At 69.8% G+C, this 26,917-nt stretch carries 23 protein-coding genes and 2 pseudogenes; 9 read left to right on the forward strand and 16 right to left on the reverse strand.

Features of this window, described 5'->3' with window-relative positions:
* Positions 1-10: 10 nt before the first annotated feature.
* From hypB to hypE, 5 genes are read left to right on the forward strand one after another with little or no spacing between them, the layout of a single operon-like run.
* A complete protein-coding gene (gene hypB, locus ACFYO0_RS12700) occupies positions 11-754 on the forward strand; it encodes a hydrogenase nickel incorporation protein HypB (protein WP_388674066.1) in 744 nt (247 codons plus the stop codon).
* On the forward strand, positions 751-3,072 hold the full coding sequence (gene hypF / locus ACFYO0_RS12705) for a carbamoyltransferase HypF (RefSeq protein WP_388674068.1): 2,322 nt from the start codon (positions 751-753) through the stop codon (positions 3,070-3,072). Before hypB ends, hypF begins: the two co-directional genes overlap by 4 nt.
* A gap of 3 nt (positions 3,073-3,075) precedes the next feature.
* Positions 3,076-3,357, forward strand: coding sequence for a HypC/HybG/HupF family hydrogenase formation chaperone (locus tag ACFYO0_RS12710; protein ID WP_388674070.1), 282 nt, complete (start codon positions 3,076-3,078; stop codon positions 3,355-3,357).
* The gene (gene hypD, locus ACFYO0_RS12715) at positions 3,354-4,499 is read left to right on the forward strand and encodes a hydrogenase formation protein HypD (protein ID WP_388674072.1); all 1,146 of its coding nucleotides are present in this window, start codon (positions 3,354-3,356) and stop codon (positions 4,497-4,499) included. Before ACFYO0_RS12710 ends, hypD begins: the two co-directional genes overlap by 4 nt.
* A complete protein-coding gene (gene hypE / locus ACFYO0_RS12720; protein WP_388674074.1) occupies positions 4,492-5,562 on the forward strand; it encodes a hydrogenase expression/formation protein HypE in 1,071 nt (356 codons plus the stop codon). The genes hypD and hypE overlap by 8 nt, the downstream gene beginning before the upstream one ends.
* A gap of 47 nt (positions 5,563-5,609) precedes the next feature.
* On the opposite strand, the gene hypA is transcribed toward hypE, so the two are convergent.
* The 10 genes from hypA to ACFYO0_RS12770 all read right to left on the reverse strand — a co-directional run bounded on the left by hypA (position 5,610) and on the right by ACFYO0_RS12770 (position 15,458).
* Positions 5,610-5,966, reverse strand: coding sequence for a hydrogenase maturation nickel metallochaperone HypA (gene hypA / locus ACFYO0_RS12725; protein WP_388674076.1), 357 nt, complete (start codon positions 5,964-5,966; stop codon positions 5,610-5,612).
* A 7-nt stretch (positions 5,967-5,973) separates the two neighbouring features.
* Positions 5,974-6,177 carry a hypothetical protein gene (locus ACFYO0_RS12730; RefSeq protein ID WP_388674078.1) on the reverse strand — a complete coding sequence of 68 codons (204 nt, stop codon included), beginning with the start codon at positions 6,175-6,177 and terminating at the stop codon, positions 5,974-5,976.
* 22 nt (positions 6,178-6,199) lie between these two features.
* Complete coding sequence (locus tag ACFYO0_RS12735; RefSeq protein WP_388674080.1) at positions 6,200-6,406, reverse strand: hypothetical protein; 207 nt, start codon at positions 6,404-6,406, stop codon at positions 6,200-6,202.
* 42 nt (positions 6,407-6,448) lie between these two features.
* Positions 6,449-7,045: a DUF5947 family protein gene (locus tag ACFYO0_RS12740; RefSeq protein ID WP_388674082.1), complete on the reverse strand. Its 597-nt coding sequence runs from the start codon at positions 7,043-7,045 to the stop codon at positions 6,449-6,451.
* Complete coding sequence (locus tag ACFYO0_RS12745; protein ID WP_388674084.1) at positions 7,042-7,593, reverse strand: NifU family protein; 552 nt, start codon at positions 7,591-7,593, stop codon at positions 7,042-7,044. Before ACFYO0_RS12745 ends, ACFYO0_RS12740 begins: the two co-directional genes overlap by 4 nt.
* Positions 7,586-9,379, reverse strand: a complete 1,794-nt coding sequence (locus tag ACFYO0_RS12750; protein WP_388674086.1) for a nickel-dependent hydrogenase large subunit — start codon at positions 9,377-9,379, stop codon at positions 7,586-7,588. The genes ACFYO0_RS12745 and ACFYO0_RS12750 overlap by 8 nt, the downstream gene beginning before the upstream one ends.
* 63 nt (positions 9,380-9,442) lie before the next feature.
* Positions 9,443-10,531, reverse strand: coding sequence for a hydrogenase expression protein HypE (locus ACFYO0_RS12755; RefSeq protein ID WP_388674088.1), 1,089 nt, complete (start codon positions 10,529-10,531; stop codon positions 9,443-9,445).
* 1 nt (position 10,532) lies between these two features.
* Positions 10,533-12,149 carry a hypothetical protein gene (locus tag ACFYO0_RS12760; RefSeq protein ID WP_388674090.1) on the reverse strand — a complete coding sequence of 539 codons (1,617 nt, stop codon included), beginning with the start codon at positions 12,147-12,149 and terminating at the stop codon, positions 10,533-10,535.
* A 476-nt stretch (positions 12,150-12,625) separates the two neighbouring features.
* A complete protein-coding gene (locus ACFYO0_RS12765) occupies positions 12,626-13,927 on the reverse strand; it encodes an RICIN domain-containing protein (protein WP_388674270.1) in 1,302 nt (433 codons plus the stop codon).
* Positions 13,928-14,027: 100 nt separating this feature from the next.
* Positions 14,028-15,458, reverse strand: coding sequence for an endo-1,4-beta-xylanase (locus ACFYO0_RS12770; RefSeq protein WP_388674092.1), 1,431 nt, complete (start codon positions 15,456-15,458; stop codon positions 14,028-14,030).
* 898 nt (positions 15,459-16,356) lie between these two features.
* Here ACFYO0_RS12770 and ACFYO0_RS12775 point away from each other — a divergent pair.
* On the forward strand, positions 16,357-17,823 hold the full coding sequence (locus ACFYO0_RS12775; RefSeq protein WP_388674094.1) for a non-reducing end alpha-L-arabinofuranosidase family hydrolase: 1,467 nt from the start codon (positions 16,357-16,359) through the stop codon (positions 17,821-17,823).
* An 85-nt stretch (positions 17,824-17,908) separates the two neighbouring features.
* Here the strand turns inward: ACFYO0_RS12775 and ACFYO0_RS12780 are convergent, their stop codons facing one another.
* From ACFYO0_RS12780 to ACFYO0_RS12795, 4 genes are all read right to left on the reverse strand, one after another.
* Positions 17,909-18,256, reverse strand: coding sequence for a transposase (locus tag ACFYO0_RS12780; RefSeq protein WP_388674096.1), 348 nt, complete (start codon positions 18,254-18,256; stop codon positions 17,909-17,911).
* 50 nt (positions 18,257-18,306) lie between these two features.
* Positions 18,307-19,167, reverse strand: coding sequence for a 3-hydroxybutyryl-CoA dehydrogenase (locus ACFYO0_RS12785; protein WP_388674098.1), 861 nt, complete (start codon positions 19,165-19,167; stop codon positions 18,307-18,309).
* A 51-nt stretch (positions 19,168-19,218) separates the two neighbouring features.
* Complete coding sequence (gene icmF / locus ACFYO0_RS12790; RefSeq protein WP_388674100.1) at positions 19,219-22,443, reverse strand: fused isobutyryl-CoA mutase/GTPase IcmF; 3,225 nt, start codon at positions 22,441-22,443, stop codon at positions 19,219-19,221.
* Between the two features lie 122 nt (positions 22,444-22,565).
* Positions 22,566-22,694: a hypothetical protein gene (locus ACFYO0_RS12795; RefSeq protein ID WP_388674102.1), complete on the reverse strand. Its 129-nt coding sequence runs from the start codon at positions 22,692-22,694 to the stop codon at positions 22,566-22,568.
* Positions 22,695-22,700: 6 nt separating this feature from the next.
* Here ACFYO0_RS12795 and ACFYO0_RS12800 point away from each other — a divergent pair.
* Together ACFYO0_RS12800 and ACFYO0_RS12805 are read left to right on the forward strand one after the other, a co-directional pair.
* Positions 22,701-22,859, forward strand: a pseudogene (locus ACFYO0_RS12800) (XdhC family protein); the annotation flags it as partial.
* Entirely contained in the window at positions 22,848-22,991 is a 144-nt protein-coding gene (locus ACFYO0_RS12805; RefSeq protein WP_388674272.1) for an aldehyde dehydrogenase family protein, read from the forward strand. The pseudogene ACFYO0_RS12800 and the gene ACFYO0_RS12805, both read left to right, overlap by 12 nt.
* A gap of 222 nt (positions 22,992-23,213) precedes the next feature.
* On the opposite strand, the gene ACFYO0_RS12810 is transcribed toward ACFYO0_RS12805, so the two are convergent.
* The gene (locus tag ACFYO0_RS12810; RefSeq protein WP_388674104.1) at positions 23,214-23,936 is read right to left on the reverse strand and encodes a FadR/GntR family transcriptional regulator; all 723 of its coding nucleotides are present in this window, start codon (positions 23,934-23,936) and stop codon (positions 23,214-23,216) included.
* A pseudogene (locus ACFYO0_RS12815) lies at positions 23,927-24,291 on the reverse strand (aldo/keto reductase); the annotation flags it as partial. The gene ACFYO0_RS12810 and the pseudogene ACFYO0_RS12815, both read right to left, overlap by 10 nt.
* 164 nt (positions 24,292-24,455) lie before the next feature.
* Here ACFYO0_RS12815 and ACFYO0_RS12820 point away from each other — a divergent pair.
* On the forward strand, positions 24,456-26,885 hold the full coding sequence (locus tag ACFYO0_RS12820) for a SpoIIE family protein phosphatase (protein WP_388674106.1): 2,430 nt from the start codon (positions 24,456-24,458) through the stop codon (positions 26,883-26,885).
* The last annotated feature ends 32 nt before the right edge of the window (positions 26,886-26,917 follow it).

The raw sequence follows: 26,917 nt of genomic DNA on the forward strand, positions 1-26,917 counted from the left end.
GGAGCAGCCCATGTGCGAGTCCGTGGACGACGTCACCCAGGCCGTCCTGGCGAAGAACGACGGTCTGGCCGCGAGCCTGCGCGACCAACTGGCCCGGCGCGGAGTGAGCGTGGTCAACCTGCTGTCGAGCCCGGGCAGCGGCAAGACGGAGCTGCTCGGGCGGGTGCTGGCCCGGGCGGTGGAACGGCGAGTCCCAGTGGCCGCGCTGACCGCGGACCTGGCGACCGAGAACGACGCCCACCGGCTCGCCCGTTCGGGGGCGCCGGTGAAACAGCTGCTGACCGACGGGCTGTGCCATCTGGAGGCCCGGCAGCTGCGCGGACACGTGGAGAGCTGGCTCCCCACGGACACCTCGCTGCTGTTCGTGGAGAACGTGGGCAACCTCGTCTGCCCAGCGTCCTACGACCTCGGAGAAAACCTGCGGATCGTACTCATGGCGGTGACGGAGGGCGAGGACAAGCCGCTGAAGTACCCCACGGCCTTCGGCTCCGCTCATCTGGTGGTGCTGACCAAGACCGATCTGGCCGAGGCCGCCGGTTTCGACGAGTCCGCCTTCGCCGCCCACGTGCAACGGGTCAACCCGGGAGTGGAGGTCGTACGCTCCTGCGCCCGCAACGGCGACGGCGTCGACACCGTCCTGGAACGGGTGCTCACCACGCGGGACGGGGCGCCCGTCCATCGGCCTCCCCTGGCGCCCCACCCTCACAGCCATGAGGACGCCGGGTCCGGCCTCTCGGCCGGCCGCGTCTCGTGACGGCTCCCGCCACCCAGGCGGTGCGCCGGCGCGTCACCGTGCGCGGAACGGTGCAGGGGGTGGGTTTCCGCCCGTTCGTCCACCGCCTGGCCACCGACCTGGCGCTGGCCGGGTTCGTGAGCAACACGGCGAACGGCGTGCTCATCGAGGTGGAGGGCCCGCCGGACGGTGTCGCCCTCTTCTGCGACCGACTGGTGACGTCGCCCCCGCCGTTGGCCGCCGTCACCGGCGTCGGGGTCGAGGACCTGCCCGTCACCGGTGCCGACGACTCCTTCACGATCCGTTCCACAGACCGGACCCCGGGCCGCACCCTCCTCCCGCCGGACACCGGGACCTGCGCGGACTGCCTACGGGAGCTGGCCGATCCGGCCGACCGCCGCCACCGGCACCCGTTCGTCACCTGCACCCACTGCGGGCCCCGCTTCACCATCGCCACCGGGATGCCGTACGACCGGGCGGTCACGACCATGACCGACTTCCCGATGTGTCCCGCCTGCGCCCGGGAGTACGGCGACCCCGGCGACCGCCGCTTCCACGCCCAGCCCGTGGCCTGCCCCGACTGCGGTCCCCGGCTGCGTCTGGTGCCCGCGCCCGGCAGCGGTGTCCGGCCGGCGCGGGACGCCGACGCCCTCGCGGCGGCGCGGGCGCTGCTGGCCGCCGGACGGATCGTCGCCGTCAAGGGCCTGGGCGGCTACCACCTGGCGTGCGACGCCACCGACGCACGGGCCGTCGCGACGCTGCGCACCCGCAAGGCGCGCGGTGGCAAACCGTTCGCGGTCATGTGCGCGGACCTCGACGCCGTACGGCGGATCGCCGTCGTCTCCGCGGCCGAGACGGCGACGCTCGCCGGCCCTCGGCGTCCCATCGTCCTGCTGCGCCGGCGCGCGGGGCAGGAGGTTCTCGCGCCCGGGGTCTGTCCCGGCAGCCCGCACCTCGGCGTCATGCTGCCGTACACCCCGCTGCACACGCTGCTCTTCGGGCTGCCCGGCGATCCGCCGGGCCCACGGGTGCTCGTGATGACGAGCGGCAACCGCTCGGGAGAACCGATCGTCACGGATGACGACGAAGCACTGATCCGGCTGGCCGGGATGGCCGACGCCTGGCTCGCCCATGACCGGGTCATCGCCTCTCCCTGCGACGACTCCCTGCTGCGGGTGCGCCCCGACGGCACCGAGCAGGTGCTGCGCCGCTCCCGCGGATACGTACCCCGCCCGCTGCGCCTACCGGTGGCGGTGCGGCCCGCGCTCGCGGTGGGCGGCGACCTGAAGAACGCGTTGTGTGTCGGCGAGGGCGACCAGGCGTGGTTCGGTCCGCACATCGGCGACATGGGCGATCTGACCACCCTGGAGGCGGCCCGGCGGACGGAGTCGCGGATACGGTGTCTGACCGGCGTCAGCCCTGAACTCGTCGCCGCGGACCGGCACCCGGGCTACCACTCCGCGCGGTGGGCCGCTCGACTGGCCGGGGACAGGCCCGTGTTCGTCCAGCACCACCACGCACACATCGCCTCGGCGATGGCCGAACACGGCCTCGACGGCACGGCGCCCGTGATCGGCGTCGCGTTCGACGGCACGGGCTACGGCGACGACGGCACCGTCTGGGGCGGTGAGATCCTGCTCGCCGACTACGCGGGCCACCGGCGCTTCGCCCACCTGGTCCCCGCCCCGCTGCCCGGCGGAGACGCGGGTGTGGTCAACCCGTGCCGGCTGGCGCTGGCCCGGCTGTGGGCCGCCGGCCTGCCGTGGGATGCGGACCTGCCCAGCGTGACCGCCTGCGCACCCGAGGAACTCGGGATGTTGGAAAGACAGTTGACGCGCGGGCTGGCCTGTGTGGCGACCTCCAGCATGGGACGGCTCTTCGACGCCGTGTCGTCCCTCGCGGGCGTGTGCCACCGCGCGGGATACGAGGCCCAGGCCGCCCTGGAGTTGGAGGCAGCGGCCGCTTCGGCCTGGGGCGCCGACAGCTCGGCGTACGCCTTCGGCATCACCGCAGGTGCGTGGAACCCCGCGCCTGTGCTGCGCGCACTGGTCGCCGACCTGCGCCGGGGCGCCCCGCCCGCCGTGCTGGCCGCGCGCTTCCACCGCGGTGTCGCACGGGCCGTCGCGGAGATCTGCCGGCGTGCGCGCCGGGACACCGGCCTGGCCGTCGTCGCCCTGAGCGGTGGCGTCTTCGCCAACGCCCTGCTGGAGGAGGAGTGCGCGCGGCTGCTGGCCCGGGACGGCTTCGCGGTGCTCCGGCACGGCGAAGTCCCCCCGAACGACGGCGGATTGGCCCTCGGCCAACTGGTGGTCGCGGCTCACCGACGACAAGAGGAGTGACCCATGTGTTTGGCAGTGCCCGGCAAGGTCGTGGCCATCGACGACAGCGCCGATCCGCTCACCGGGCTGGTCGACTTCGGTGGTGTGCAGAAGCAGGCGTGTCTGGAGTACGTGCCCGACGTGCGGGTGGGTGAGTACGTCATCGTGCACGTCGGGTTCGCCCTCCAGCGCCTGGACGAGGAGTCGGCCCTGGCCTCCCTGAAGCTCTTCGAGGAACTGGGGCTTTTGGAAGAGGAGTTCGGCGATGCCTGGGAGCAGGCGGCGAAGGAGGCGGGAACCCCGTGAAGTACATCGACGAGTTCAACGACCCGGCTCTGGCGCGGCGCCTGCTGGACGAGATCCGTGCCACCGCAACCCGGCCGTGGGCCCTGATGGAGGTGTGCGGCGGGCAAACCCACTCCATCATCCGGCACGGCATCGATCAACTGCTGCCCGAAGAGGTCGAGTTGATCCACGGGCCCGGCTGCCCCGTGTGCGTCACACCCCTGGAGGTCATCGACAAGGCGCTGGAGATCGCCGCGCGCCCCGGGGTGATCTTCTGCTCCTTCGGGGACATGCTCCGCGTGCCCGGCACCGGCCGGGACCTGTTCCGGGTCAAGGGCGAGGGCGGCGACGTACGCGTCGTGTACTCGCCGCTCGACGCTCTGGAGCTGGCGCGCCGCAATCCGGACCGGGAGGTGGTCTTCTTCGCGATCGGCTTCGAGACGACGGCCCCCGCCAACGCGATGGCCGTGCACCAGGCGCGCCGCCTGGGCCTGACCAACTTCAGCCTGCTGGTGTCGCACGTGCGGGTGCCCCCGGCCGTCGAGGCCATCATGACGGCGCCCGCCTGCCGGGTGCAGGGCTTCCTCGCCGCCGGGCACGTGTGCAGCGTGATGGGCACGGCCGAGTACCCGGAGCTCGCCGAGCGGCACGGCGTCCCGATCGTGGTGACCGGCTTCGAGCCGCTGGACATCCTCGAGGGCATCCGCCTCGCGGTGCGCCAGCTGGAGCGCGGCGAGCACCGGGTGGAGAACGCCTACGAGCGTGCCGTGCGCGAGGACGGCAATCCGGCCGCCGTCCGCATGATCGAGGAGGTGTTCGAGGTCACCGACCGGAACTGGCGCGGTATCGGGTGCATCCCGTCCAGTGGCTGGCGGCTGACCAATGCCTTCCGCGCGTACGACGCCGAGTACCGCTTCGACGTCACCGGGATCCGTACCGAGGAGCCGGAAGAGTGCCGCAGCGGCGAGGTGCTCCAGGGGCTGATCAAGCCGACGGAGTGCGCCGCGTTCGGCACCACCTGCACCCCGCGCACGCCGCTCGGCGCCACCATGGTCTCCAGCGAGGGCGCCTGCGCTGCCTACTACCTGTACCGCCGGATGAACGACGCCCCGACACCGCAGGCCGCCCGGGCCGCGCGGGAGGAGATGAACCCCGTTGCCTGAACAACGCGCCGATGTGGTCGACCCGGCCGACTGGACTTGTCCCGCCCCGCTGCGCGACCAGCCGGTCGTGGTGATGGGGCACGGCGGAGGCGGGGCGCTGTCGGCGGAGCTGATGGAGCAGGTCTTCACCCCCGCCTACGGCAACGCCACCCTGGCCTCGCTCACAGACTCCGCCGTCCTCGAACTGGGCGGCGCGCGGCTGGCCTTCTCCACCGACTCCTACGTGGTCCGGCCGCTGTTCTTCCCCGGCGGCTGCCTGGGCGATCTCGCGGTCAACGGCACCGTCAACGACCTGGCGATGAGCGGTGCGCGGCCCGCGTACCTCTCCGCCGCCTTCGTCCTGGAGGAGGGCGTGGAGCTGACGGTCGTCGAGCGGATCGCACAGGCCATGGGCGCGGCGGCCGAGACCGCCGGGGTCACCGTTGCCACGGGTGACACCAAGGTGGTGGAGTCCGGACACGGAGACGGGGTGTACGTCACCACGGCCGGGGTGGGGCTCGTCCCGGACGGCGTGGACATCCGGCCCCAGCGTGCGCGGCCGGGGGACTCGGTCATCGTCAGCGGGCCGATCGGCCTGCACGGGGTTGCGATCATGAGCGTCCGGGAGGGACTGGAGTTCGGGGTCGAGGTCACCAGCGACACCGCGCCGCTGGCGGATCTGGTGGCGGCGATGCTGGCCGTCACCCCCGACATCCATGTGCTGCGCGATCCCACCCGGGGCGGTCTGGCAGCGTCCCTCAACGAGATCGCCCGTGCCTCCGGGACCGGGGTCCGGCTTCAGGAGCGCGCCCTTCCGGTGCCGGACGCGGTGGCCAACGCCTGCGGCTTCCTCGGGCTCGACCCTCTCTACGTCGCCAACGAGGGCCGACTGGTCGCTTTCGTGCCTTCGTCGGCGGCGGAGGCGGTGCTGGCGGTGATGCGCGCCCACCCGCAGGGCGCCGGCGCCACGCTGATCGGCGAGTGCGTCGCCGACCATCCCGGCATGGTTGTGGTCGCCACCGCCCTCGGCGGCACGCGGGTGGTGGATCTGCCACTCGGCGAGCAACTGCCGCGCATCTGCTGACCTGGAACCCGAGGGGCCCCGCCGCCGTACCGGCGGGGCCCCTCGAGCTATGCGGAGGCCGGTGACGGCTCGATCACGGCGATCTCCAGTTCCCGGCCGCTGCGCAGGTCGGTGGAGGGCTGGTCGCACCGCGGGCACCAGAAGAACGGGGGCATGCCCACCGCGAACTCCTCGGCACACGGGCCGCACCAGGCCTGTGCGGGGACCTGCTCGACCACGAGCCGCGCCCCGGCGAGGGCGGTGCCGTCGCGGGCCACCTCGAAGGCGAAGCTCAGGGCGTCAGGCACGACACCAGCCAGCTCGCCGATTCGGACTGTCACCGCCGAGACGGCGTCCGTGCCGTCCGCCCGGGCCAGCTCGTCGGCCCGCTCGATGATCGCGGTCGCGATCGACAACTCGTGCACGGCCGGCTCACGGATAGCGGTGGCCCGCGCGGAAGCCGCCGGCCATCCGCCAGATCCGCGCCTCCCGCCTCAGGCTCGGCAGCTCCCAGACGAACAGCGCCAGGGCCAGGCCTCCGATCATGGCGGCCTCGGCCTTCAGAACCCGCTGTCCGGTCATCCCGGCCCGTCTGCCGGAGGCAGCCGGCCTTCGTACTCGCATGTGCGTCTTCATTGAGGCGACTCCCTGCTGTCTGTCATCCCGGCGAGATGTTCGGCATGGTCTCCGCGAGGGCGTCATGCCGCTTCCAGTGGATCCCGGTGGAGCGGCGCGCGTCAGCGGTGCCGTCCTCGTGGTGCCCCTTCTGGTCCTCGTACCGTCCCCTGTTGCCCTGGTGCATGCCGACGACGTGTCGGGGCGTGTCGGGCTTGGCCTGGGCCCGGCCCACTCTGATGCTGCCCATGGGGTGCTCTCCTTCCTCGCCTCCGACCTGCGGAGTGCGTGCTCATGGCCGCTCGGTGAGGTCCTCGAAGAACTGCTCGACGGCCGGCCAGACGTGGCCTCCGCCGGACAGGCCGCGCCACTCGCGGCGTACGACGGCGACCATCCGGTAGCAGTCGTCGATCGGTACGATCCAGTGGTGGTCGAGGCCGTGGACGGTGTTCACCAGCAGGGCCTCCACATCGGGTTCCATGGTGGCGAGCTGTTGACACGTACCGGCCAGCCGCTGCCAGGCGGCCGCGTCCACCTCCCACCGCATGGCCCCCGCCGGGCTCGGGCCCTGCGCGGTGACCGTGCCGTCGGTCCGGGGCACGAAGAAGACCAGGCCGACCGGCACGCCCAGCACCGCCGTGTCGACACGGGGCAGCCGCATCCGGCGCCGGGGCACGAGCCGGTAGTGGCCGTCACCCGCCCCGGCGCCGGCGAACAGCACCGAGCAGGGGCCGCAGGCGCAGCGCACCTCCGCCTGCCCGGTGTCGTACAGGTGGGCGTGTTCGTCGGCGACCGGAGCGGCACACAGGTCGCACACCTCCGCCTTGTCCGCCACCGTGTGGTCGGCCGAGGAACGGATGAGGCGGGCCAGTGCTCCCTCGGTGGTCACGGGGCACCTCGGCGCTTGAGCGTGGTCAGCGGTACGAACGCAGGCGGCGGGGTGTCCGGCAGCGGCTCCACCGCCGTCAGCTCGGGAGCCACGGCGAGCACCGCTTCCCGGACGGCGGCGGCGGCCTCGCCCCCTCCACCGCCGCACCCGGAGCCACATCCGCCACCCGACGTCAGCCGCACCCGGGCCACGTCCCCGTCCACACCGGCCCACTCGACATCGCCGCCGCGTTCCCGCACGGCGGGCCGCAGCCGCTCGACCGCGCGGGCCGCCCGGCGTTCGGGAGGCTCGGGGTGGATGTCGTGCAGCACCAGCAGGTGCCCCAGCAGCTCGTCGTCGGCGAGGCGTTCGGCCAGCTGTGCGTCCGCGTGGTCCAGGACACGGGCCAGCGCCTCGCCGTACATCTCGGTCAGCAGCCGTACCGCCTCGGTCGCGGAGCGCGTGGCCGGGCCGGGCACGGACTGGAGTCCGTCCAGCAGCTCGTCGAGCCGGGCGAGCCGGGCCTCGACGTCCGGGTCCGCCAGCCGTGCGGCACAGGCCTCAGCCATGGTTCGCCCCGTACGTCGGCGAGTGGAGGGTGGTCAGCGTCTTGCCCTTGCCGACGTACATGTGCACGCCGCACGGCAGGCACGGGTCGAAGCTGCGCACGGTGCGCATGATGTCGACGCCCTTGAAGTCGTCGGGGCCGTTCTCCTCGAAGATGGGCTGCCCCTGGACGGCGTCCTCGTACGGGCCGGGGGTTCCGTACATGTCGCGGGGGCTGGCGTTCCACGGGGTGGGCGGGTACGGGTGGTAGTTGGCGATCTTCTTGTCCTTGATCACCAGGTGGTGTGAGAGGACGCCGCGCACCGCCTCGTGGAAGCCGCAGCCGATCGCCTCGTCGGGGACCTCGTAGTTCTCGAACACCTTGGTCTCGCCCGCCCGCACGAGCCCCATGGCCTCTTCCAGGAACTGCAGGGCCATGGCGGCCGCGTAGGCGATGAAGTACGGCCGGGCACGGTCGCGTTCGATGGTGTTGCTCCACTGCGGGATGTGCCATTCCAGGGTCGTCTCCGGCAGCGACTCACCCTTGGGCAGCGAGATGCGCACGCTGTGGCCGGTGGCCTTGACGTACGGGGTGTCGACCAGTCCGTTCAGGGCGGTCGACCAGAGCCGGGCGAGCGGGCCGCCGCCGGTGTCGAGGGCGAGGTGCTGATCGGTTCTCTTGTCGTACCAGCGTGGGCTCATCACCCAGCTGTACTTGTCGTCGAAGTCGCGCTTCTGCGGCACCGGGACGGTCGTCTGGTTCCACGGGTGGCGCATGTCGACGGGGTTGCCGAGCGGGTCGTGCGTGACGAAGGGCTGTTCGTTGACCCAGTCCTCGTAGTACGAGCTGCCGAGCAGGATCCGCAGGCCGAGGTTGATGTCGACGAGGTTGTTGGTGATGAGCTGTCCGTCGACGATGACGCCCGGGGTGACGTACATCTGCTTGCCCCAGGTGTTCATCGTCTCGTACCGGTAGTCGACGGTCCTGGGGTCCTGGAAGGCGCCCCAGCAGCCCAGCAGGATGCGGCGGCGGCCGACCTCCTCGTAGCCGGGCAGCGCCTCGTAGAAGAAGTCGAAGACGTCGTCGTTCATGGCCACGGCCTTCTTGACGAAGTCGATGACCCGCATGAGCCGGCTGAGATAGTCGGTGAAGGTGGTCGGCTGCGGCATCGTGCCGACGCCGCCGGGGTACAGCGTGGACGGGTGGACGTGCCGCCCCTCCATCAGGCAGAACATCTCGCGGGTCACCCGGCTGACCTTCAGCGCCTCCTTGTAGACCTCGCCCTCGAAGGGGTTGAAGGCCCGCATGATGTCGGCGATCGTCCGGTAGCCGTGGATCTCCCCGCGGGGCGCTTCGGTGCGTTCGGCACGGGCGAGCACACCGGGGTTGGTGGCTTTGACCATGGCCTCGCAGAAGTCCACGAACACCAGGTTGTCCTGGAAGATCGTGTGGTCGAACATGTACTCGGCCGCTTCGCCGAGGTTGACGATGTAGTCGGCCAGCGGAGGAGGCTTGACACCGTAGGCCATCTGCTGGGCGTAGTCGGAGCAGGTGGTGTGGTTGTCGCCGCAGATGCCGCAGATCCGGGACGTGATGAATCCCGCGTCGCGCGGATCCTTGCCCTTCATGAACACCGAATAGCCGCGGAACAGCGACGAGGTGCTGTGGCACTCCGCGACTTCCTGGTTGGCGAAGTCGATCTTCGTGTAGATGCCCAGGTTCCCGATGATCCGGGTGATCGGATCCCAGGACATGTCCACGAGCTGTGGCGGCTTGCGCTCCGTGGGCCGGGCCTCGGTTGTGGTCATCTGCGGTACTGCCCCTCGCTGTCGGTGTTCCGTGGTGGGTGGTGGAGTGCGGGTCGCGCGGCATCAGGGCCGCCAGCGCGGGTCGTAGCCGCTGGTCAGCTTCCGCTTGTTGTGGCGCCACCTGGGCTCGTGGTTGACCAGTTCGTTCGTCATGCCGCGCAGTCGGCGGATGACGGCCCCGTACGGCTTGATGGCCAGGGACGAGAAGGTCGCGCCGGCGGGTTCGTCCATGAACGGCATGAACGCGTCGGGGAAGCCGGGCATCGTACAGCCGATGCAGATGCCGCCGACGTTCGGACAGCCGCCGATTCCGGCCATCCAGCCGCGCTTGGGCACGTTGCAGTTGACGACCGGACCCCAGCAACCCGTTTTGACCAGGCACTTGGGTGAGTTGTAGTCCTTGGCGAAGCTGGCCTGCTCGTAGTACGAGCCGCGGTCGCAGCCCTCGTGGACCGTCTTCCCGAACAGCCACTGCGGGCGCAGCATGTGGTCCAGCGGGGGCGGCGGCGCGGAACCGGCCGCGTGGTAGAGGACCCAGACCAGGGTCTCCATGAAGTTCTCGGGCTGGATCGGGCAGCCGGGCACGTTCACCACGGGCAGCCCGCCCTGCGAGGTGAAGTCCCAGCCCAGGTAGTCGGCGAGGCCCATGCAGCCGGTCGGGTTTCCGGCCATGGCGTGGATTCCGCCGAAGGTGGCGCAGGTGCCGGCAGCCACCACCGCCCAGGCTTTGGGAGCCAGTTGATCGATCCACCAGTTGAGGGTCTGGGGCTCGCCCGTCTCCGGGTCGTTGCCGAAGGACGTCCAGTAGCCGTCGCCCTCGATGATGTTCTGATTCGGGATCGAGCCCTCGATGACGAGGATGAACGGGGCGAGTTCGCCGCGTACGGCCGCCCGGTAGGGAGCGAGGAAGTCCTCGCCGCCCAGGCTCGGCGAGAGCACTTTGTTGACGAGGTTCACCTTGGGCAGGCCCGGGATCAGGCCGAGCACCAGGTCCTCGATGGAGGGCTGGCCGGCGGCGGTCAGTGAGACGGTGTCGCCGTCGCAGCTCATGCCCTCGGAGATCCAGAGGATGGTGATCTCGTCGAAGCCCTCACGGTCCTCGGCGCGACTGGGTTCCTTGCTCACTTCGGCGGTACTGCTCTGTGTCGTCATGTCATCGGCCTCCGCTGCAGGGGGTCTCGGAGTCGGTCGTGTGCCGCGCCGGGGCTGCGGCGGGAGCCGGTTTCGACGGCTCGTCCGGGGGTGTGGCGGGCTCCAGAGGTTCGAGCTCGTCGGGCTGGAAGTAGTGGAAGCGGCCGTACCAGGTGTGCAGTTCGGACGCGGGATCGTCGTCGAGTGTGACGGCGACGTGCACGCTGCCGTCCACGTCGTGGAAGACGGCGGCCACCTCGGCGGTGCGGCCCGCCAGGAACATGTCCTGGGCGTCGGCGCCCCGTCGTGGGCGTAGCCGTACGCGGCTGCCGCCGCCGAGGGGGACGCCGTCGACGAGCACCGTGTCGGTGGCCGGGGAGAGGCTGTCGTCGGCGCCCTCCTGCCACCAGACGGGGCGTTCGGGGGTCGGGGGTGGCGGGGTGGTGCTCCGGGGTGCGGAACTGGTGACGGCGGTTCCAGGAGTGGTGTGGGACGCCTGGGCGGTGACGGGGGTCGCCGGGGCGGCGACCGGGGCCAAGGAGCGGACGGCGCCGTGCAGGCGCGCGAAGACCTCCGGGGGCATGGTGTCAACCCGGTCCAGGATTGCGGCGGCCCGCGGGTCGGTGGCGCGCGCCTCTCGCTTCTCCTCGTCGGTCAGCAGCATGGTGCGCAGTGTGAGGATCTCGTCGATCTCCGCCGCGTCGTGCAGGTCACCCGGGCTTTCCGGGGCCACCTGGGGGTGGTCGGGCAGGATGATCGGTGCGGAAAGCAGGACGGGTCCGGTGGGGGGCTCGCCGCCGAGGACGGGGAAGGTGAACTCGTTCCGGCACGCCCGCGCGTGTTCGCGCAGGTCCGCCGGTGGATCGATCAGCGAGACGAACTCCACGCCGTCACCGCCGATAAGGGTGTGGGTGGCGATGAGCGCCCGGCGCAGCGCCTCGTCGCGAGTAGCCCGGGGCTCGGGGGCACGTCCGGCGTTCGCGGTGCGTACGCGGAGCCGACAGACGTCGTCCGCGAGCCGCTCGGCCGTCAGCGTGACGCTCGCCCGTGCCTCCTCGCGACGCCGTACCACCCGCCCGGCGTGACCCGGCAGTGGCTCGATGTCCTCACCGGCCGCCGCTTCCACCGGGACGGTGCTCTCGCCGTGCAGCAGGTCGCCCAGAGGGACCACGGCATCGACTTCGCACGGGACTGCCTCGTCGAACGTCAGATGGACCATGCCGTCGTCGGTTCTCAGCGATTCGACGGCGCGGTGGCCACCGTCGCGGCCGGCTTCCTCCACCTGCTTGCGCTGCATCTGCAGGTGACGCAGCCTCACCCGGACGGACGCGTCGGGCCGTCGGATCCGCAGCAGACACTCGGTCTGCTGGTACCAGGAGTCGGCGGAGCCGGACAAACCGGGAACGACAGGGGCGTCCGACTCCACCCACTCCTGGGGGAACAACACCCCGAACTGCCATCGGACGCGGTTCTTGGCCGAGGACCGCCGGTAGGGGTAGAGGAGGTAGCCCTCGTAGAGGACGGCGTCGGCGACGGCGGTGATCTGCTCGAAGACACGCCGGGAGGGGTCCGGCGACAGGTCGGTGCCCCCGACCGTGGCAGCACACGCCGTGCCGCCCTCGACCAGTCCCTGCGACATCGCAGCCTCCTCCTGTCCGTGTGCACGGCCATCCCTTCCACCAAGGTCACATCGCTCATCCACTTTCGCCTCCTCCGGCGGAGCTCACTGAGCCGTTCGAGCTCACGGTGTCAAGGGAGACGCGGGCGGGTGCTCGTGAACCAGCACTCCCGTGGGTGTCGCGTCGAAGCACCAGGTCGGAGCAAGGACCACACCACCGTGGTGCGCCGCGTCGGGCCGTCCCGCCACGGCCGTCGGCGGGAGCGGTGAGAGCTGCCGAGGCTCGGATGAAGCGACCAGATGGCGGACTGCACGAGCTCTGCCTCGTCAACTCGGAATCACCGCCGGGCGAGATCCCACCCGCGGACCTCTGTTCCCCCGGATTCCCCAGTCCTCTTGGTAGGCGGCCAGGCGTCGCGGCGACGCGCTGCATCTGGGATTGACGTCGACGGAGTGGAGCCAGGATTATCCGGGCTCCACTCCGTGGTGCGGGCGTGTCACTGGAACTGCGCGAAGAACCTCCAGATCTCTGCTTTGGTCCAGGTGGCGACGCCGCTTTCGCCGGGGGAGCCGTCAACGGGACCGGGTATGTGGCCTCCGTCGAACGCGGCCCAATGCACCGGGTATCCGGCACGGCAGCCCGAGTAGGTGGTGGTGATGTGCGTTCGGCTGCCCGGCGCGGGCTCGCGCGGGCTCTGGGGGGTGCAGCCGTTGTTGCTCACGAATCTGTCGCGCAGGGACCGTCCTTGCGCGATGTTGAGGACGGAGTCGCTGATGCCGTGGATTCCGAAGTAGGCGATGGACTGGGTGCCGCCGCTGCACCCGCTGATCTGAGCGCCGGATATGACCGCGACGGCCCTGAAGATGTTCGCCCGGCTGCATGCGAGTGCGTAGCTCATCCCGCCGCCCCAGCTGAATCCCGTGGCGAAACGCTGTGCCGGGTTGACACAGAGGCCGCCCTCGATGCGCCGGATCATGTCGTCGACGAAGGTGATGTCCTCACCACCCGAATTGGCCCAGCCGTTGCCGAGGCCCTGGGGGGCGACGAGGATCGCGCCGTTGTTCGACTGTTCCTGTTGGCCGTAGTAGGACCAGGCGTTCCCGCTCGTGCCGCCCGAGGCGACGTCGCCGGCGGTTCCGCCCCGCCAGTGGAACGCGAAGATCAGCCGGTAGCGGTGGCTGTTGTCGTAGTTGGCGGGAACCCTGAGGATGAAGCTGCGGCTCTTGCCGCCGCTCTGAATCGTGTGCGTACCGCTCGCCAGAGTCGGGGCGCTGCCGCATCCGCCGCCGCCACCGGACGACAGCTTGATCATCTGCCATTGCTGGTTGGCGCCGCCCCAGTCGGTGTACTGGACGACGTTGCCGCCGTCGGCGGTGGAGGCGCCCTGCACCTCCACCGCCTTGCTGCTGGTGCGGTTGATCAGCCGGACGTGGCCCGTGTCGGAGTCGGCCAGGCGGAACTGCTGGTTGGCCCCGTTGTGGTCGGCCCACTGCTGGATCGCGGCACCGTCTGCGGTCGAGGCGCCGGCCACGTCGAGAACCTTGCCCGAATGCCGGGCCTTGAGGCGGTAGAAGCCGTCGCCGGAGTCCACAAACTGCCACTGCTGGTTGGCTCCGTCGTTGCGCGTCCACTGGCTGACCCGCGCGCCGTCGGCGGTGGACGCGCCAGAGACGTCCAGCGCCTTGCCGCTGGCGCGGTTGACCAGGACATACCAGGCATTGGTGTCCACCGTCGCCGCCTCGGCGGGCGCCGGATTCACCGCGGCGAGCATGCCGATCGCGAGGGTCGCCGCCACCACGGCGGCGACCCGGGACCACCAGCGATGTCTCCGTGAAGGGGCGGGAGAAGCCGCACCGTAGGTCTTCATCGACTCACCCTTTCGTTCGTGGCAGATCCCCTCAGGTGCGGGTCCAGCGTTGGTTGCTTCCGTTCGAGCATGAGTAGAGCTGGATCAGGGTGCCGTTGGCGGTGCCGCCTGCGACGGCGTCGAGGCAGAGTCCGGACTGGACGCCGACGATGGATCCATCGGAGTTGAGGCGCCATTTCTGGTTGTCGCCGCCCCAGCAGCTGTAGATCTGGACTTTGGCGCCGTTGCCGGTGCCGGCGGCGTCCAGGCACTTGTTGCCGTAGACCCTGAGCTCGCCGGCGGCGGTGTACGTCCACTGCTGGTTGGTGCCGTTGTGGCAGTCCCACAGGTGGAGCTGGGTGCCGTCGGTGGTACTGGTGCCGGGCACGTCCAGGCAGCGGCCCGACCCGACGCCCTTGATCGGTCCGGAATCCGAAGGGGGCGTAGTGGAGCCACCGTTGAGTGCGTTGAGGACGGCGGTGTAGGCGGGCTTCTTGCTGCCGTCGCCATTGAACAGCAGAGGCGTTTGCTCCGCTCGCCAGGAGTCGGTGTCACGCACTCCCCAGACGGTGATGCCGAGGCAGCGCGGGACGGCCAGGCAGTCGTTGGTCACGTTGGCGTAGGTCGTGGCCGGGGCACCCTGGATGTCGAGTTCGGTGATGGCCACGTCGACGCCGAGGGCGGCGAAGTTCTGCAGGGTGGTACGGAAGTTGCTGTTGTAGGGGCTGCCGCTGTTGAAGTGCGACTGGAAACCGACGCAGTCGATCGGCACGCCGCGCTGCTTGAAGTCTCGGACCATGGCGTACATGGCCTGGGTTTTGGCCCAGGTCCAGTTCTCGACGTTGTAGTCGTTGTAGCAGAGCTTGGCGGCCGGGTCGGCGGCGCGCGCGGTGCGGAAGGCGACCTCGATCCAGTCGTTGCCGGTGCGTTGCAGGTTGGAGTCGCGCCGGGCTCCCGAACTGCCGTCGGCGAAGGCCTCGTTCACGACGTCCCACTGGGCGATCTTGCCCTTGTAGTGGGCCATCACGCCGTTGATGTGGTCGATCATCGCCTGGCGCAGCGCGCTGCCGCTGAGGCTCTGCATCCAGCCGGGCTGCTGCGAGTGCCAGGCCAGGGTGTGGCCACGCACCTGCTTGCCGTTCTGCACCGCCCAGTTGTAGACGCGGTCACCTGCGGTGAAGTTGAACTGGCCCCGCTGCGGTTCGGTGGCGTCGATCTTCATCTCGTTCTCGGCCGTCACCGAGTTGAACTCACGGCCCGCGATCGTCGTGTACGCCGAGTCGCCCAGCCTGCCCGAGGCGATGGCGGCGCCGAAGTAGCGGCCGCTCTGCGCCGCCGCGGCGCCGAGCGTGTTCTCGGCAGCGTGTGCGGTCGGCGGCGCGACCAGTGCGGCGACCGTACCGAGGACGCCGACGACCAGCGCTAGCAGCAGGCCGCGGATCTTCCGGCGGATAACGGGTCTGGGAAGGGCATACGAGCCCATGGCTGTGCCTCCAAGGTAGAGATCACGGAAGGACTGAAGCGCGGGGGAATGCGTCGTCCGCTCCCACTCGGCAGACGGACGGGGCGGGCCGGTATCCGGGCAGCACGGAATCACCGGACACCGCGGTCACAGGACCGGATCACCGGACACCGCGGTTATGAGACCGGGACGATCTCAACCGGCACGGACGGCACCCGGTCGGCCGTCGGGTGACGTACGGCGGGCGGCGGGCGGTGTTTCGACACAGGCATGGGGGTACTCCATCGCGGCTCAGCCGGGGGACCGCCACGCAGCGTCGCGTACCTCTCCGACTGCGCGAAGAGCCAGGATGCGCTGGTGCGAACCTCACCGGAACGAAACGGGGTGGCGCGGGTGCTTTGGTGCGCGGATCTGCCGTGCAGCCGTACGTGGATCTGCCGTGCAGCACAGATTGCTCAGGGCCGACGTGGTTCGATATCCGAACTATCCCTTTGTTCGACATCTCGAACTATCCCCGGTTTCTCAGACAGGGATGATTGAGGTATTGACGGTGGATCGTCAATACTCTCCGCAGGAGAAGTTTCGATTCCTAGTCCGAAACTTTCTGGAATACCGGCGAGTCGGAAGGCGAGCCCCCGGCGCCGACGTCGGCGGATGCCACCTTGGACTGGCGAGCTGCATCCGCGCAAACTCCCGGAGTGGTTCTGGTCGGCACGACATCCCGTCAAGCCCAGAGGGGGATGCGCTGTTTGTGGACAGATCGGCGACAGGCCTTGACCAGAGGGCCTCGCATTCCTAGCTTGTGGCGTCGAAGCATCCGGAGAATCCTTCGAAACATTCGAGCTTGCCTGCCCCCGGCACATCCGCTCGCCGGTTCATCGGGGTCACCTCACCCCCGCCCCCCAAAGGAGGCCCTCTGATGTGGTTTCGCCACCCGTCCCCGGTCCGTCCAAGACGCCTACTCGCCGTCCTTGCGCCCCTGCTGCTCGTGGCCACCTTCCTCGGCGCCCAGCCCGCCGGCGCGGCGACCGTAGACCCCAACGCCTCGTATGTGCTGGTCAACCGCAACAGCGGCAAGGCCCTGGACGTCTACAACCTGGCGACCAACGACGGCGCCCGCATCACCCAGTGGACCAGGAACGATCAGAACCAGCAGCAGTGGCAGTTCGTCGATGCCGGAGGCGGCTACTACCGCATCAAATCCCGCCACTCGGGCAAGGTGTTGGACGTCCACAACTGGTCCACCGCGAACGGCGGCTCGATCGTCCAGTGGGCAGACCTGAACGGCACCAACCAGCAGTGGCGGCTGGCCGACAGCTCGGACGGCTACGTGAGGCTCATCTCGCGCCACAGCAACAAGGCCCTCGAAGTACAAGGCGCCTCCACCGCCGACAACGCGAACATCGTCCAGTACGACGACTGGGGCGGCACCAACCAGCAGTGGCAACTCGTCAAGGTCGGCGGCGACAACCCCGGCCCGTGCGCTCTTCCGTCGACGTACCGCTGGACATCAACGGGCGCGCTGGCCCAGCCCAAGCCGGGGTGGGTCTCGCTCAAGGACTTCACCGTCGCCCCCTACAACGGCAAGCAGCTCGTCTACGCGACGACGCATGACACGGGGACGAGTTGGGGTTCGATGAACTTCGGCCTGTTCACCAATTGGTCGGAGATGGCATCGGCCGGCCAGAACACGATGTCGACATCCACCGTCGCGCCCACGCTCTTCTACTTCGCGCCGAAGAACATCTGGGTGCTCGCCTACCAGTGGGGTAGGACCGCCTTCTCCTACCGGACGTCGAGCGACCCCACCAACCCGAACGGCTGGTCATCGGAGCAGGTGCTCTTCTCCGGAAGCATCGGCGACTCCGGAACAGGACCCATCGACCAGACACTCATTGGTGACGGGACGAACATGTACCTGTTCTTCGCCGGCGACAACGGCAAGATCTACCGGGCCAGTATGCCGATCGGGAACTTCCCGGGCAGCTTCGGCTCGACCTCGACAGTGGTCATGAGCGATACGAGGAACAACCTGTTCGAAGCCCCGCAGGTCTACAAGCTGCAGGGCCAGAACCGCTACCTCATGATCGTCGAGGCGATCGGCTCGCAGGGCCGCTACTTCCGCTCGTTCACGGCCACCAGCCTGAACGGTTCATGGACACCCCAGGCCGCGACCGAGAGCAGTCCCTTCGCCGGCAAGGCCAACAGTGGCGCCACCTGGACCAACGACATCAGCCATGGCGAACTGATCCGCACCAGCCCCGATCAGACCATGACCGTCGATCCCTGCAATCTGCAGTTGCTCTACCAGGGGCGCAGCCCCAACTCCGGCGGCGACTACGGCCTCCTGCCCTACCGTCCGGGTCTGCTGACACTGCAGCGCTGACGGCGTGACACGAGTCCAGCTCCGATATGGAGCCGGCGTGGCGGGCTCGGCGGAAGGCCGAGCCCGCCCGGGTCACGCGACAACTTCAGCGCTCATACGGCGACGGAGCGCGAGGTCGGGCAACGCTCACCAGCCCGAGAGCCATCCCGTAACGCGGTGCCGCCGCCGGTGGCGCTTGGGGTGGTGAGTGGGTCATAGCCAGGCCGGTGCCAGTGAGGCAGCCGTCGATCAGGTGTGGCTGGAGCTGGATCCCGCGTAACTCACGGCGGAGCACACGGTCGAGGTCGTCGGGTGTGCCGAAGACAGTGTTGGCCATAGCTCTGCGTACCAGTGACCAGAGGGCCTCGACGGGGTTCAGGTCGGGCGCATGGGGCGGGAGGCGGACCGTGGTGAGCCAGAAGTGCTCGGCCTCGTACCGTTTCAGCCCGGCCACCAGATGGGGAATTCCGCACCGCGCCGGCAACAGTTTGACACCTCATCAGTTCAGCTGTCGTAGGCGTAGAAACCGCGTCCGCTCTTGCGGCCGATATGGCCGGCGGCGACCATCCGGCGCAGCAGGGCGGGCGGTGCGTACAGCGGCTCCTTGAACTCCTCGTACATCGACTCGGCCACGGCCTGGGCGGTGTCGAGGCCGATGAGGTCGAGCAGGCGCAGAGGCCCCATGGGGTGCGCGCAGCCGAGTTCCATGCCGCGGTCGATGTCCTCCGGCCGTGCGCCGCCCGACTCCACCATCCGGACCGCGCTGAGCAGATAGGGCACCAGCAGGGCGTTGACCACGAAGCCGGAGCGGTCGGGCGCCTGGACGGCCTGTTTGCCGAGTTGCCCGGCGAGGTCGCGGGTGCGCTGCACGGTGTCCGGGCTGGTGGTGAGGGCGGGGATGAGCTCGATCAGTTGCTGCACGGGCACGGGGTTGAAGAAGTGCATGCCGATGACCTGGCCGGGCCGCTCGGTGGCGACGGCGAGATCGACGATGGGAATGGAGGAGGTGTTGGTGGCCAGGATCGCCGCGGGATCTTCGACGGCCTTGTCCAGGGCGCGCAGGACGTCGGTCTTGATCTCGCGGTTCTCGGCGACGGCCTCGATGACGAACTGGCGGTCGGCCAGGTCGCCGAGGTCATGGGCGAAGGAGAGCCGGACGAGGGCTTGGTCTCGCTGTTCCTCGGTGAGCTTGCCGCGCCGTACGCCCCGGTCGAGGGAAGCGGTGATACGGCGGCGTCCGGCGTCGACGGCGTCCGGGGTGGCCTCGGCGACACGGACGTCGATGCCGCCCAGGGCGGCGACTTCGGCGATGCCGGAGCCCATGAGGCCGCAGCCGACGACGCCGAGACGGGTGACGGGGTCCATCTGAGGTCCAATCTGAAGGGGGTGGCTGCGCTGCAGCCACCGGTGGTCGGGTCAGACGTTGCGGCGGTACTGGCCGCCGACCTCGAAGAAGGCGTCGGTGATCTGCTGCAGGGAGCAGACCCGGGCGGCGTCCATGAGGACGGCGAAGACGTTCTCCCCGCTGACCGCCGCGTCCTTGAGGGCGGCCAGGGCGGCGTGGGCAGGCTCCTGGTGGCGGGCCTGGAAGTCCTGCACGCGCTCCAGCTGGGAGTGCTTCTCCCCCTCCGTGGCGCGGGCCAGTTCGATGACGGCGGGTTCGGCGGTGTAGGCGTGCGGGTTGCGGAAGGTGTTGACGCCGATCAGGGGCAGGCTGCCGTCGTGCTTGCGCTGCTCGTACAGCATCGACTCGTCCTGAATACGGCCGCGCTGGTAGCCGGTCTCCATGGCGCCGAGCACCCCGCCGCGCTCGTTGATCCGCTCGAACTCCTGGAGTACCGCCTCTTCGACCAGGTCGGTGAGCTCGTCGATGATGAACGAGCCCTGCAGCGGGTTCTCGTTCATGGCCAGGCCCCATTCCCTGTTGATGATCAGCTGGATGGCCAGGGCCCGGCGGACGGAGTCCTCGGTGGGGGTGGTGACCGCTTCGTCGTAGGCGTTGGTGTGCAGGCTGTTGCAGTTGTCGTAGATGGCGATGAGCGCCTGCAGGGTGGTGCGGATGTCGTTGAAATCCATCTCCTGGGCATGCAGGGAGCGTCCGGAGGTCTGGACGTGGTACTTGAGCTTCTGGCTGCGCTCGCCCGCGCCGTACTTCTCCTTCATGGCGACGGCCCAGATACGGCGGGCGACCCTGCCGAGGACGGAGTACTCGGGGTCCATGCCGTTGGAGAAGAAGAACGACAGGTTCGGGGCGAAGTGGTCGATGTGCATGCCCCGGGCCAGGTAGGCCTCGACGTACGTGAAGCCGTTGGCCAGCGTGAACGCGAGCTGGCTGATCGGGTTCGCGCCCGCTTCGGCGATGTGGTAGCCGGAGATGGACACCGAGTAGAAGTTGCGAACCTGGTGGGCGATGAACCACTCCTGGATGTCGGCCATCATGCGCAGGGAGAACTCGGTGGAGAAAAGGCAGGTGTTCTGGCCCTGGTCCTCCTTGAGAATGTCGGCCTGCACCGTGCCGCGCACGGTCGCCAGGGCGTGGGCCCGTAGCTCGGCCGCCTCCTCGGGCGAGGGGTCGCGGCCCTCGTCTGCGCGGAACCGGTCGATCTGCTGGTCGACGGCGGTGTTGAGGAAGAACGCCAGGATGGTCGGCGCGGGTCCGTTGATCGTCATCGACACCGAGGTGGTCGGCGCGACGAGGTCGAAGCCGTCGTAGAGCGCCTTCATGTCCTCCAGGGTGGCCACCGACACTCCGGACGTGCCGACCTTGCCGTAGATGTCGGGGCGTTCGTCCGGGTCCCGGCCGTAGAGGGTGACGGAGTCGAAGGCGGTGGACAGGCGCGTGGCGGGCTGGCCCTCGGAGAGCAGCTTGAAGCGCCGGTTGGTGCGGAACGGGTCGCCCTCGCCGGCGAACATCCGGGCCGGGTCCTCGCCGTCACGCTTGAACGGGAACACCCCGGCCGTGAAGGGGAAGTGGCCGGGCAGGTTCTCCCCACGCCAGAACCGCACCAGTTCCCCGTGGTCGGTGAAGCGGGGCAGCGCCACGCGGGGGATCTTGTTGCCCGACAGAGACTCGCGTTTGAGCTGGGTGCGTATCTCCTTGTCGCGGATCTTCACGACCTGCTCGTCGCCGGAGTAGGAGGCGATGACGGCCGGCCAGTTCTCGACCTGTTCCGTGATCTCGTGCGGCAGCTGCCGACGCGCCTCCTGGAGCAGCGACCGTACGTTCTCGGCGTCGGAGCCGGCATCGAGGAGCTCTTCCTCGACGGCCTCCAGTCGCTGCACCCGCCGTGCCGCTTCGGCCAGTTGTCCGGTCACGGTGTGGTAGGAGCGGACGGCGTCGGTGATCTCGGCGAGGTAGCGCACCCGGTCCGCCGGTACCACCTGCCGGATGCCGGAGGAGTGGCGCACGTCGACCGGGGCCAGCGCGCCCTCGGACACCTCCAGGCCCTTCTCCGCCAGGACGGTCTTCAGGTGCTGATGGAGGGCGGTGACGCCGTCGTCGTTGAAGGTGGCCGCGGAGGTGCCGTACACCGGCATGTCCTCGGGCCGCATGCCGAACGCCTCGCGGTTGCGGACCAGTTGGCGGCCCACGTCACGCAGCGCGTCCTTGGCGCCGCGCCGTTCGAACTTGTTGATCGCCACGACGTCGGCGAAGTCGAGCATGTCGATCTTCTCCAGCTGCGAGGCGGCCCCGAACTCCGGCGTCATCACGTACAGCGAGGTGTCGACGAACGGCACGATCGCCGCGTCGCCCTGGCCGATGCCCGGCGTCTCCACGATCACCAGGTCGAACCCGGCGGCCTTGACCACGTCGATCACGTCGGACAGGTGCTCGGGCAGTTCGCGGCTGCCGCGGGTGGCCAGGCTCCGGAAGAACACCCGGTTGCCGTCGAGGGAGTTCATGCGGATCCGGTCGCCTAGCAGCGCTCCGCCGCCACGGCGGCGGGTCGGGTCCACTGCGATCACCGCGATCCGCAGTTTGTCCTGCTGGTCGACGCGGAAACGGCGCACCAGCTCGTCGGTGAGCGACGACTTCCCGGAGCCGCCGGTGCCGGTGATGCCCAGCACGGGCACCACACGCGCCGACTCCCGTAGCCGGGCCAGGAACTCCTCAGGCAGCTTGCCCAGTTCGGCGCCGGTGACAGCCCGGGCGACAGCGAAGCGGTCACCCGCGACCACCGCGTCGACGTCGGCCGGCTTGCCGTCCCAAAGGTCGAAGTCGCAGTCCTTCACGACTGAGTTGACCATCCCGGCCAGGCCCAACCGCTGGCCGTCCTCCGGGGAGAAGATCGTCACCCCGCTCCCCCGCAGCCGGGCGATCTCCTCCGGCACGATCACACCGCCCCCGCCGCCCACCACCCGGACGTGTTCCGCGCCCTGCGCGCGCAGCGACTCCACCAGGTACTCGAAGTACTCGACATGCCCACCCTGGTAGGACGAGACCGCGACACCGTGCGCGTCCTCGTCCAGCGCCGCGTCCACCACCTCCCGCACCGAACGGTTGTGGCCGAGGTGGATCACCTCGGCGCCCTGGGCCTGGAAAATCCGCCGCATGATGTTGATCGACGCGTCGTGCCCATCGAACAAGGCCGAGGCGGTGACCAGACGGACGGGATGCACGGGACGGTGCAGATCGCTCATGGCGGGGCCTTCCGGAACGCGTTGGAAAACGCTGGCACCTTAGATACTAGGACGTCCTAGTAATTCTTCGGGCGTGAGGAGAAGCACACGCAGCGAGGAGACGGACCTCCGGAGCACGGCAGTCACATCCCCGTCGCCTCGCACTCCTGGCGCGCCCTGCGGACCTCCACCATCCGCCGCTCCATCCATCGCGCGAGGCCACGGACCTGTTCGGCGGCCTCGCGGCCGAGCCCCGTGAGGGCACAGTCCACGCGCGAGCGATGGGCTCCCGGCGCACCCACATGCATCGGGCCCGTCGGCTGCGCGAAGCGGGCGTGACGGAACGAGAGTTGGCGCTGCTGCGGTCGCCGATCGACCTCGGGGCCCGTACGCCCGAGGAGACCGCCCTGTCCATCGCGGCGGAGATGATCGCGAGTTGGAAGATCGCACCGGCCCTCGCCTGCGGGAACACCGTGATCGTCAAACCACAGAACCGTTTCCCGACGTCGCCACCGCGCTGCCTGGACATCCTTCGCCACCACCGGCGATCCGGGCCGGCCCGCCTATGACACGGAGCACCGCCTGACACACATCCTCGACACGGAGCCGATGACCACCACCTACCCGGAGGAAGCCTCCCGCCGCCTCCGGCAACACCACGTGTTCAAGGATCTTCCCCTGATCGCCTCATAGCCTGCCTTGTTCATCCCTGCCGTTGTGCGAGGACGGCGGCGGCTGCGGGCTGCCCGGAAGCTGGGACTTGGGCCACCGTGGCGGGCAGCGCCGGCCCGTCACTTCCGCGCTGTCGTCCCTGAGGGGAGGGGTTCGCCGGAGCGCAGGTGTTCCCTCAGCCACTGCTCGGTGTTGCTCACGTGGAGCAGTGCGGCGGCCTGGCTGAGGGCGGCGTCACGGGTGGACAGGGCTTTGAAGATCGACTCGTGCTCGGCGAGGGTGCGGCCCGCGGCCTTGTCGTCGACCAGACCGCGCCAGATGCGGGCACGCAGGGTGCGGCCGGAGATGCCCTCCAGGAGGGTGAGGAGGGTCTCGTTGCCCGTGGCCGAGATGACGGCGCGGTGGAAGGCGGCGTCGTGGGCGTTGAGCTGTTCGACGTCGTCGCGGGCCTCGCGCATGGCGTCCAGGTGCCGCTTCACTTCGGCCAGTTGGGCGTCGGAGATTCGAGTGGCGGCAAGGGCCGTCGCGATCGGTTCGAGGAGCCGCCGTACCTCCATGAGGTCCTGCAGGGCGACCGAGTCGCCCTGCAGCAGTTCCACCGCGCCACCGAGCCCCTCCAGCAGCAGGCTCGGCTGCAGGCTGGTCACATACGTGCCGTCGCCCCGCCTGACCTCCAGGACCCGCGCGACGGCCAGCGCCTTGACCGCTTCCCGGGCGAGGTTGCGGGACAGGCCCAGCTGGGCGGCCAGGTCCAGCTCCGGTGGGAGCTTGGAGCCCGGCGGCAGGGCACCGGTCCGGATCAGTTCACGGATCTGCTCGATGGCCTTGTCCGTCAGAGACAACGCGCCTCCCTCCCCCACTGTGCCCCGTGAACACGTCCGACCTGATCAGCCCCTGAGCTCGGAGATCGGCCCAGAGGCCGCCCGGGACGTGCCGATCATGGAGTTCCACGTTCCGTCCGACCTGTTCCGCAGTCCGCATGCCGAGGGTGACGTTGATGATACTGGGATGCGTGTGCGGGAAGGCGATCACGGCGGCGGGCACGGCGGTTCCGTGCGCCGCGCAGACCTCGGCGATCGCCCGGGCACGGGCGACCAGAGCCGGCGGGGCGCCCTGGTAGTCGTACTGCATCCCCTCGGCGGGCGAGTCTCGGAAGAGCAGTCCCGAGTTGAAGACACTTACCGCCACCACGCTCTCTCGATTGGGGCGCGCAGGCGCCGGCCCCGCTCGGCCCTGCACCCGGCTGTCAGGAACGCACCGGCCGGGGCGCCGTGGAGCAGAAGCGGACCTAGGCTGGAAGCTGCGGCTGGAAGCCAGCCCTGACGGGCAAAACTGTCCGGACGGAGGCGTAGCGCGTGGACATGGCCGGCAGGCAGGATGCCCGCACTGCTGCGCTTGTGGTGGGCCCGGACGGCGTGGTGAGCGGCTGGAGCGAGAGCGGGCAGCTGCTGCTGGGCTGGACGGCGGAGGACGCCGTCGGGCGCCCCGTGACCGACCTGCTGGCCGCTCCCCCACCACCCGGCTTCCCCGGGAGCTACGGCAGCGGCCCCGACCACACGGGGCTCATGCCCCTGCGCCACCGGGACGGTTCCACAGTGGACGCATTGGTGTCGGCTCACCCGCTGTTCGACGCCGACGGCCGGGCGCTGGGCCATGCGGTGACCGTCCACCGCTGGGAACGCCGCCCGGTGATCGCCGACCTGGCCTTCGAACAGTGCCCCTTCGCTCTGGGCGTCTACGACCCTGACTTGCGGTTTCTGTGGGTCAACGCATCCGCGTGCCGGGTGATGGCGCACTCCGAGGAACAAGTGCTCGGTGAGAAGTACCGCGAACTGTTCCCCGAACTGGACGACAAGGCGTATACCAACCAGCTCTCGGAGGTGGCCAGGACGGGCGAGCCCGCGCGTCTCATCACCGTCTTCCGCCCGCTCGGCAGCGACTACGCCAACGCCTGGGCCACCAGCATGTGGCCCGTCCGGGATGCCGAGGGCAGGGTCCGCGCGGTCGCCAACTGGGGATTCGACATGAGCGCCGAGTACTGGGCCCGGCAGCGCCTGCTCATCCTCAACGAGGCCAGCGGAGGCATCGGCCGGACGCTCGACGTGCTCGGCACCGCCCAGGAACTGGCCACGACCACGGTGCCGGGATTTGCCGACCTCGTCACCGTCGATCTCTTCGACGAGGTGCTGCGCGGCGAGGAACCGCCTCTTCCCTCCGCCTCCGCCACCGGCGAAGCCATCGCGCTCAGCCGCGCCGCTGAGCACAGCGCGAAGTCTGACACCGACCGGGCTCCCGGGCACCCGATGCCGGTCAGTCACGCTCCCGGTTCCGTCGCCACCCGCTGCATGGCCACCGGCAGGTCCACGGTTCAGCTCCCAGCCGAACCAGGCCACGGCGGCGAATGGGCCTTCGGGCCCGGGCTCGCCGCCGACCCGGCCCACTGGCCGCCGGGCAACCCGGTGATCGACGAGTCCATCGCCGCGGACGGGCTGACCGGCCGGATCACCGTGCCGCTCCGGGCCCGCGGCGCGCTGCTCGGCGTCGTCGTGTTCTCCCGCAGCGACCGGCCCGAGGCCTTCACCGCCGACGACCTGATCCTCGCCGAAGAGCTGACCGCCAAGGCAGCCGTCTCCATCGACAACGCCCGCCGGTACTCGCGCGAGCGCACGACCGCGCTGACCCTGCAACGCAGTCTGCTGCTGCAGCAACTGCCAAGCCAGGAGGCGCTCGAGGTGGCATCCCGCTACCTGCCCGCCGGGACGGGCGCGGAAGTGGGTGGTGACTGGTTCGACGTCATTCCGCTCTCCGGTGCCCGGGTCGCCCTGGTCGTCGGCGATGTAGTCGGTCACGGCCTGCACGCCTCGGCCAGCATGGGCCGGTTGCGCACGGCGGTCCGCACGCTCGCCGACGTGGACCTGCCGCCGGACGAGTTGCTGACCCACCTGGACGACCTGGTCATCCACCTCGCCAGCGACGTCCAGCCCGCCGGCCACTTCCAGCCGACCGGCGAGTTCGGGGCTACCTGCCTGTACACCGTCTATGACCCGGTCTCCCGCCGCTTCACACTGGCGAGCGCGGGTCATCCGCTGCCGCTGATCATCTCCCCGGACGGCACCAGGACCCCGGCGCCCGCACAGCCGGGACCACCTCTCGGCATCGGTGGGCTGCCTTTCGAAGCTACGGAACTCGAGCTGCCCGAGGGCAGCCTGCTCGCCCTCTACACCGACGGACTGGTGGCGAGCCGCGAGCGCGACGTCGACCAGGGGATCGCCGAACTGCTGCGCGTCCTGAACCATTCGGCCACCTCAGTGGAAGGCCTCTGCGACACAGTGATGGACGCCATGCTTCCCGAACGCCGCACCGACGACGCCGCCCTGCTGCTCGCTCGCACTCACGCGCTGGATCCCCAGCATGTCGCCGACTGGGACGTCGTACCCGACCCCGCGCAGGTGTCGCGCGCCAGGGAGTTCACCCTCGACCAGCTGGAGGCCTGGGGCCTGGAGGAGGCGTCATTCGTCACCGAACTGGTTGTCAGCGAGCTCGTCACCAACGCCATCAGATACGGCGAGCCCCCTGTCAGGCTGCGGCTGATTCGCGACTCCTCTCTGATCTGCGAGGTCTCCGACGCCAGCAACACCGCACCGCACCTGCGCCGGGCGCGCGCCTTCGACGAGGGCGGCCGGGGCCTGCTGCTCGTCGCCCAGCTCACCCAGGGGTGGGGTACCCGGCACACCACGGACGGCAAGACGATCTGGTGCGCACAGGCCCTCGCCGAGCCCGAACCGCGATGAGATCCGAGCCCGGCGGGCGGTCACCGGGCTAG

The sequence above is a fragment of the Streptomyces sp. NPDC006365 genome (genome assembly GCF_042870755.1).
Classification (GTDB): domain Bacteria; phylum Actinomycetota; class Actinomycetes; order Streptomycetales; family Streptomycetaceae; genus Streptomyces; species Streptomyces xiangluensis.

Bases quoted from the DNA above. Each gene is read 5' to 3' on its own strand.
- ACFYO0_RS12785 (WP_388674098.1), bottom strand. From the start codon at position 19,167: ATGGACCCCGTCACCCGTCTCGGCGTCGTCGGCTGCGGCCTCATGGGC.
- ACFYO0_RS12770 (WP_388674092.1), bottom strand. From the start codon at position 15,458: ATGGGCTCGTATGCCCTTCCCAGACCCGTTATCCGCCGGAAGATCCGC.
- ACFYO0_RS12750 (WP_388674086.1), bottom strand. From the start codon at position 9,379: ATGACCACAACCGAGGCCCGGCCCACGGAGCGCAAGCCGCCACAGCTC.
- ACFYO0_RS12745 (WP_388674084.1), bottom strand. From the start codon at position 7,593: ATGGCTGAGGCCTGTGCCGCACGGCTGGCGGACCCGGACGTCGAGGCC.
- icmF (WP_388674100.1), bottom strand. From the start codon at position 22,443: ATGAGCGATCTGCACCGTCCCGTGCATCCCGTCCGTCTGGTCACCGCC.
- ACFYO0_RS12730 (WP_388674078.1), bottom strand. From the start codon at position 6,177: ATGAAGACGCACATGCGAGTACGAAGGCCGGCTGCCTCCGGCAGACGG.
- ACFYO0_RS12735 (WP_388674080.1), bottom strand. From the start codon at position 6,406: ATGGGCAGCATCAGAGTGGGCCGGGCCCAGGCCAAGCCCGACACGCCC.
- ACFYO0_RS12805 (WP_388674272.1), top strand. From the start codon at position 22,848: ATGATCGCGAGTTGGAAGATCGCACCGGCCCTCGCCTGCGGGAACACC.
- ACFYO0_RS12760 (WP_388674090.1), bottom strand. From the start codon at position 12,149: ATGTCGCAGGGACTGGTCGAGGGCGGCACGGCGTGTGCTGCCACGGTC.
- ACFYO0_RS12775 (WP_388674094.1), top strand. From the start codon at position 16,357: ATGTGGTTTCGCCACCCGTCCCCGGTCCGTCCAAGACGCCTACTCGCC.
- hypB (WP_388674066.1), top strand. From the start codon at position 11: ATGTGCGAGTCCGTGGACGACGTCACCCAGGCCGTCCTGGCGAAGAAC.
- ACFYO0_RS12820 (WP_388674106.1), top strand. From the start codon at position 24,456: ATGGCCGGCAGGCAGGATGCCCGCACTGCTGCGCTTGTGGTGGGCCCG.
- ACFYO0_RS12755 (WP_388674088.1), bottom strand. From the start codon at position 10,531: ATGACGACACAGAGCAGTACCGCCGAAGTGAGCAAGGAACCCAGTCGC.
- ACFYO0_RS12710 (WP_388674070.1), top strand. From the start codon at position 3,076: ATGTGTTTGGCAGTGCCCGGCAAGGTCGTGGCCATCGACGACAGCGCC.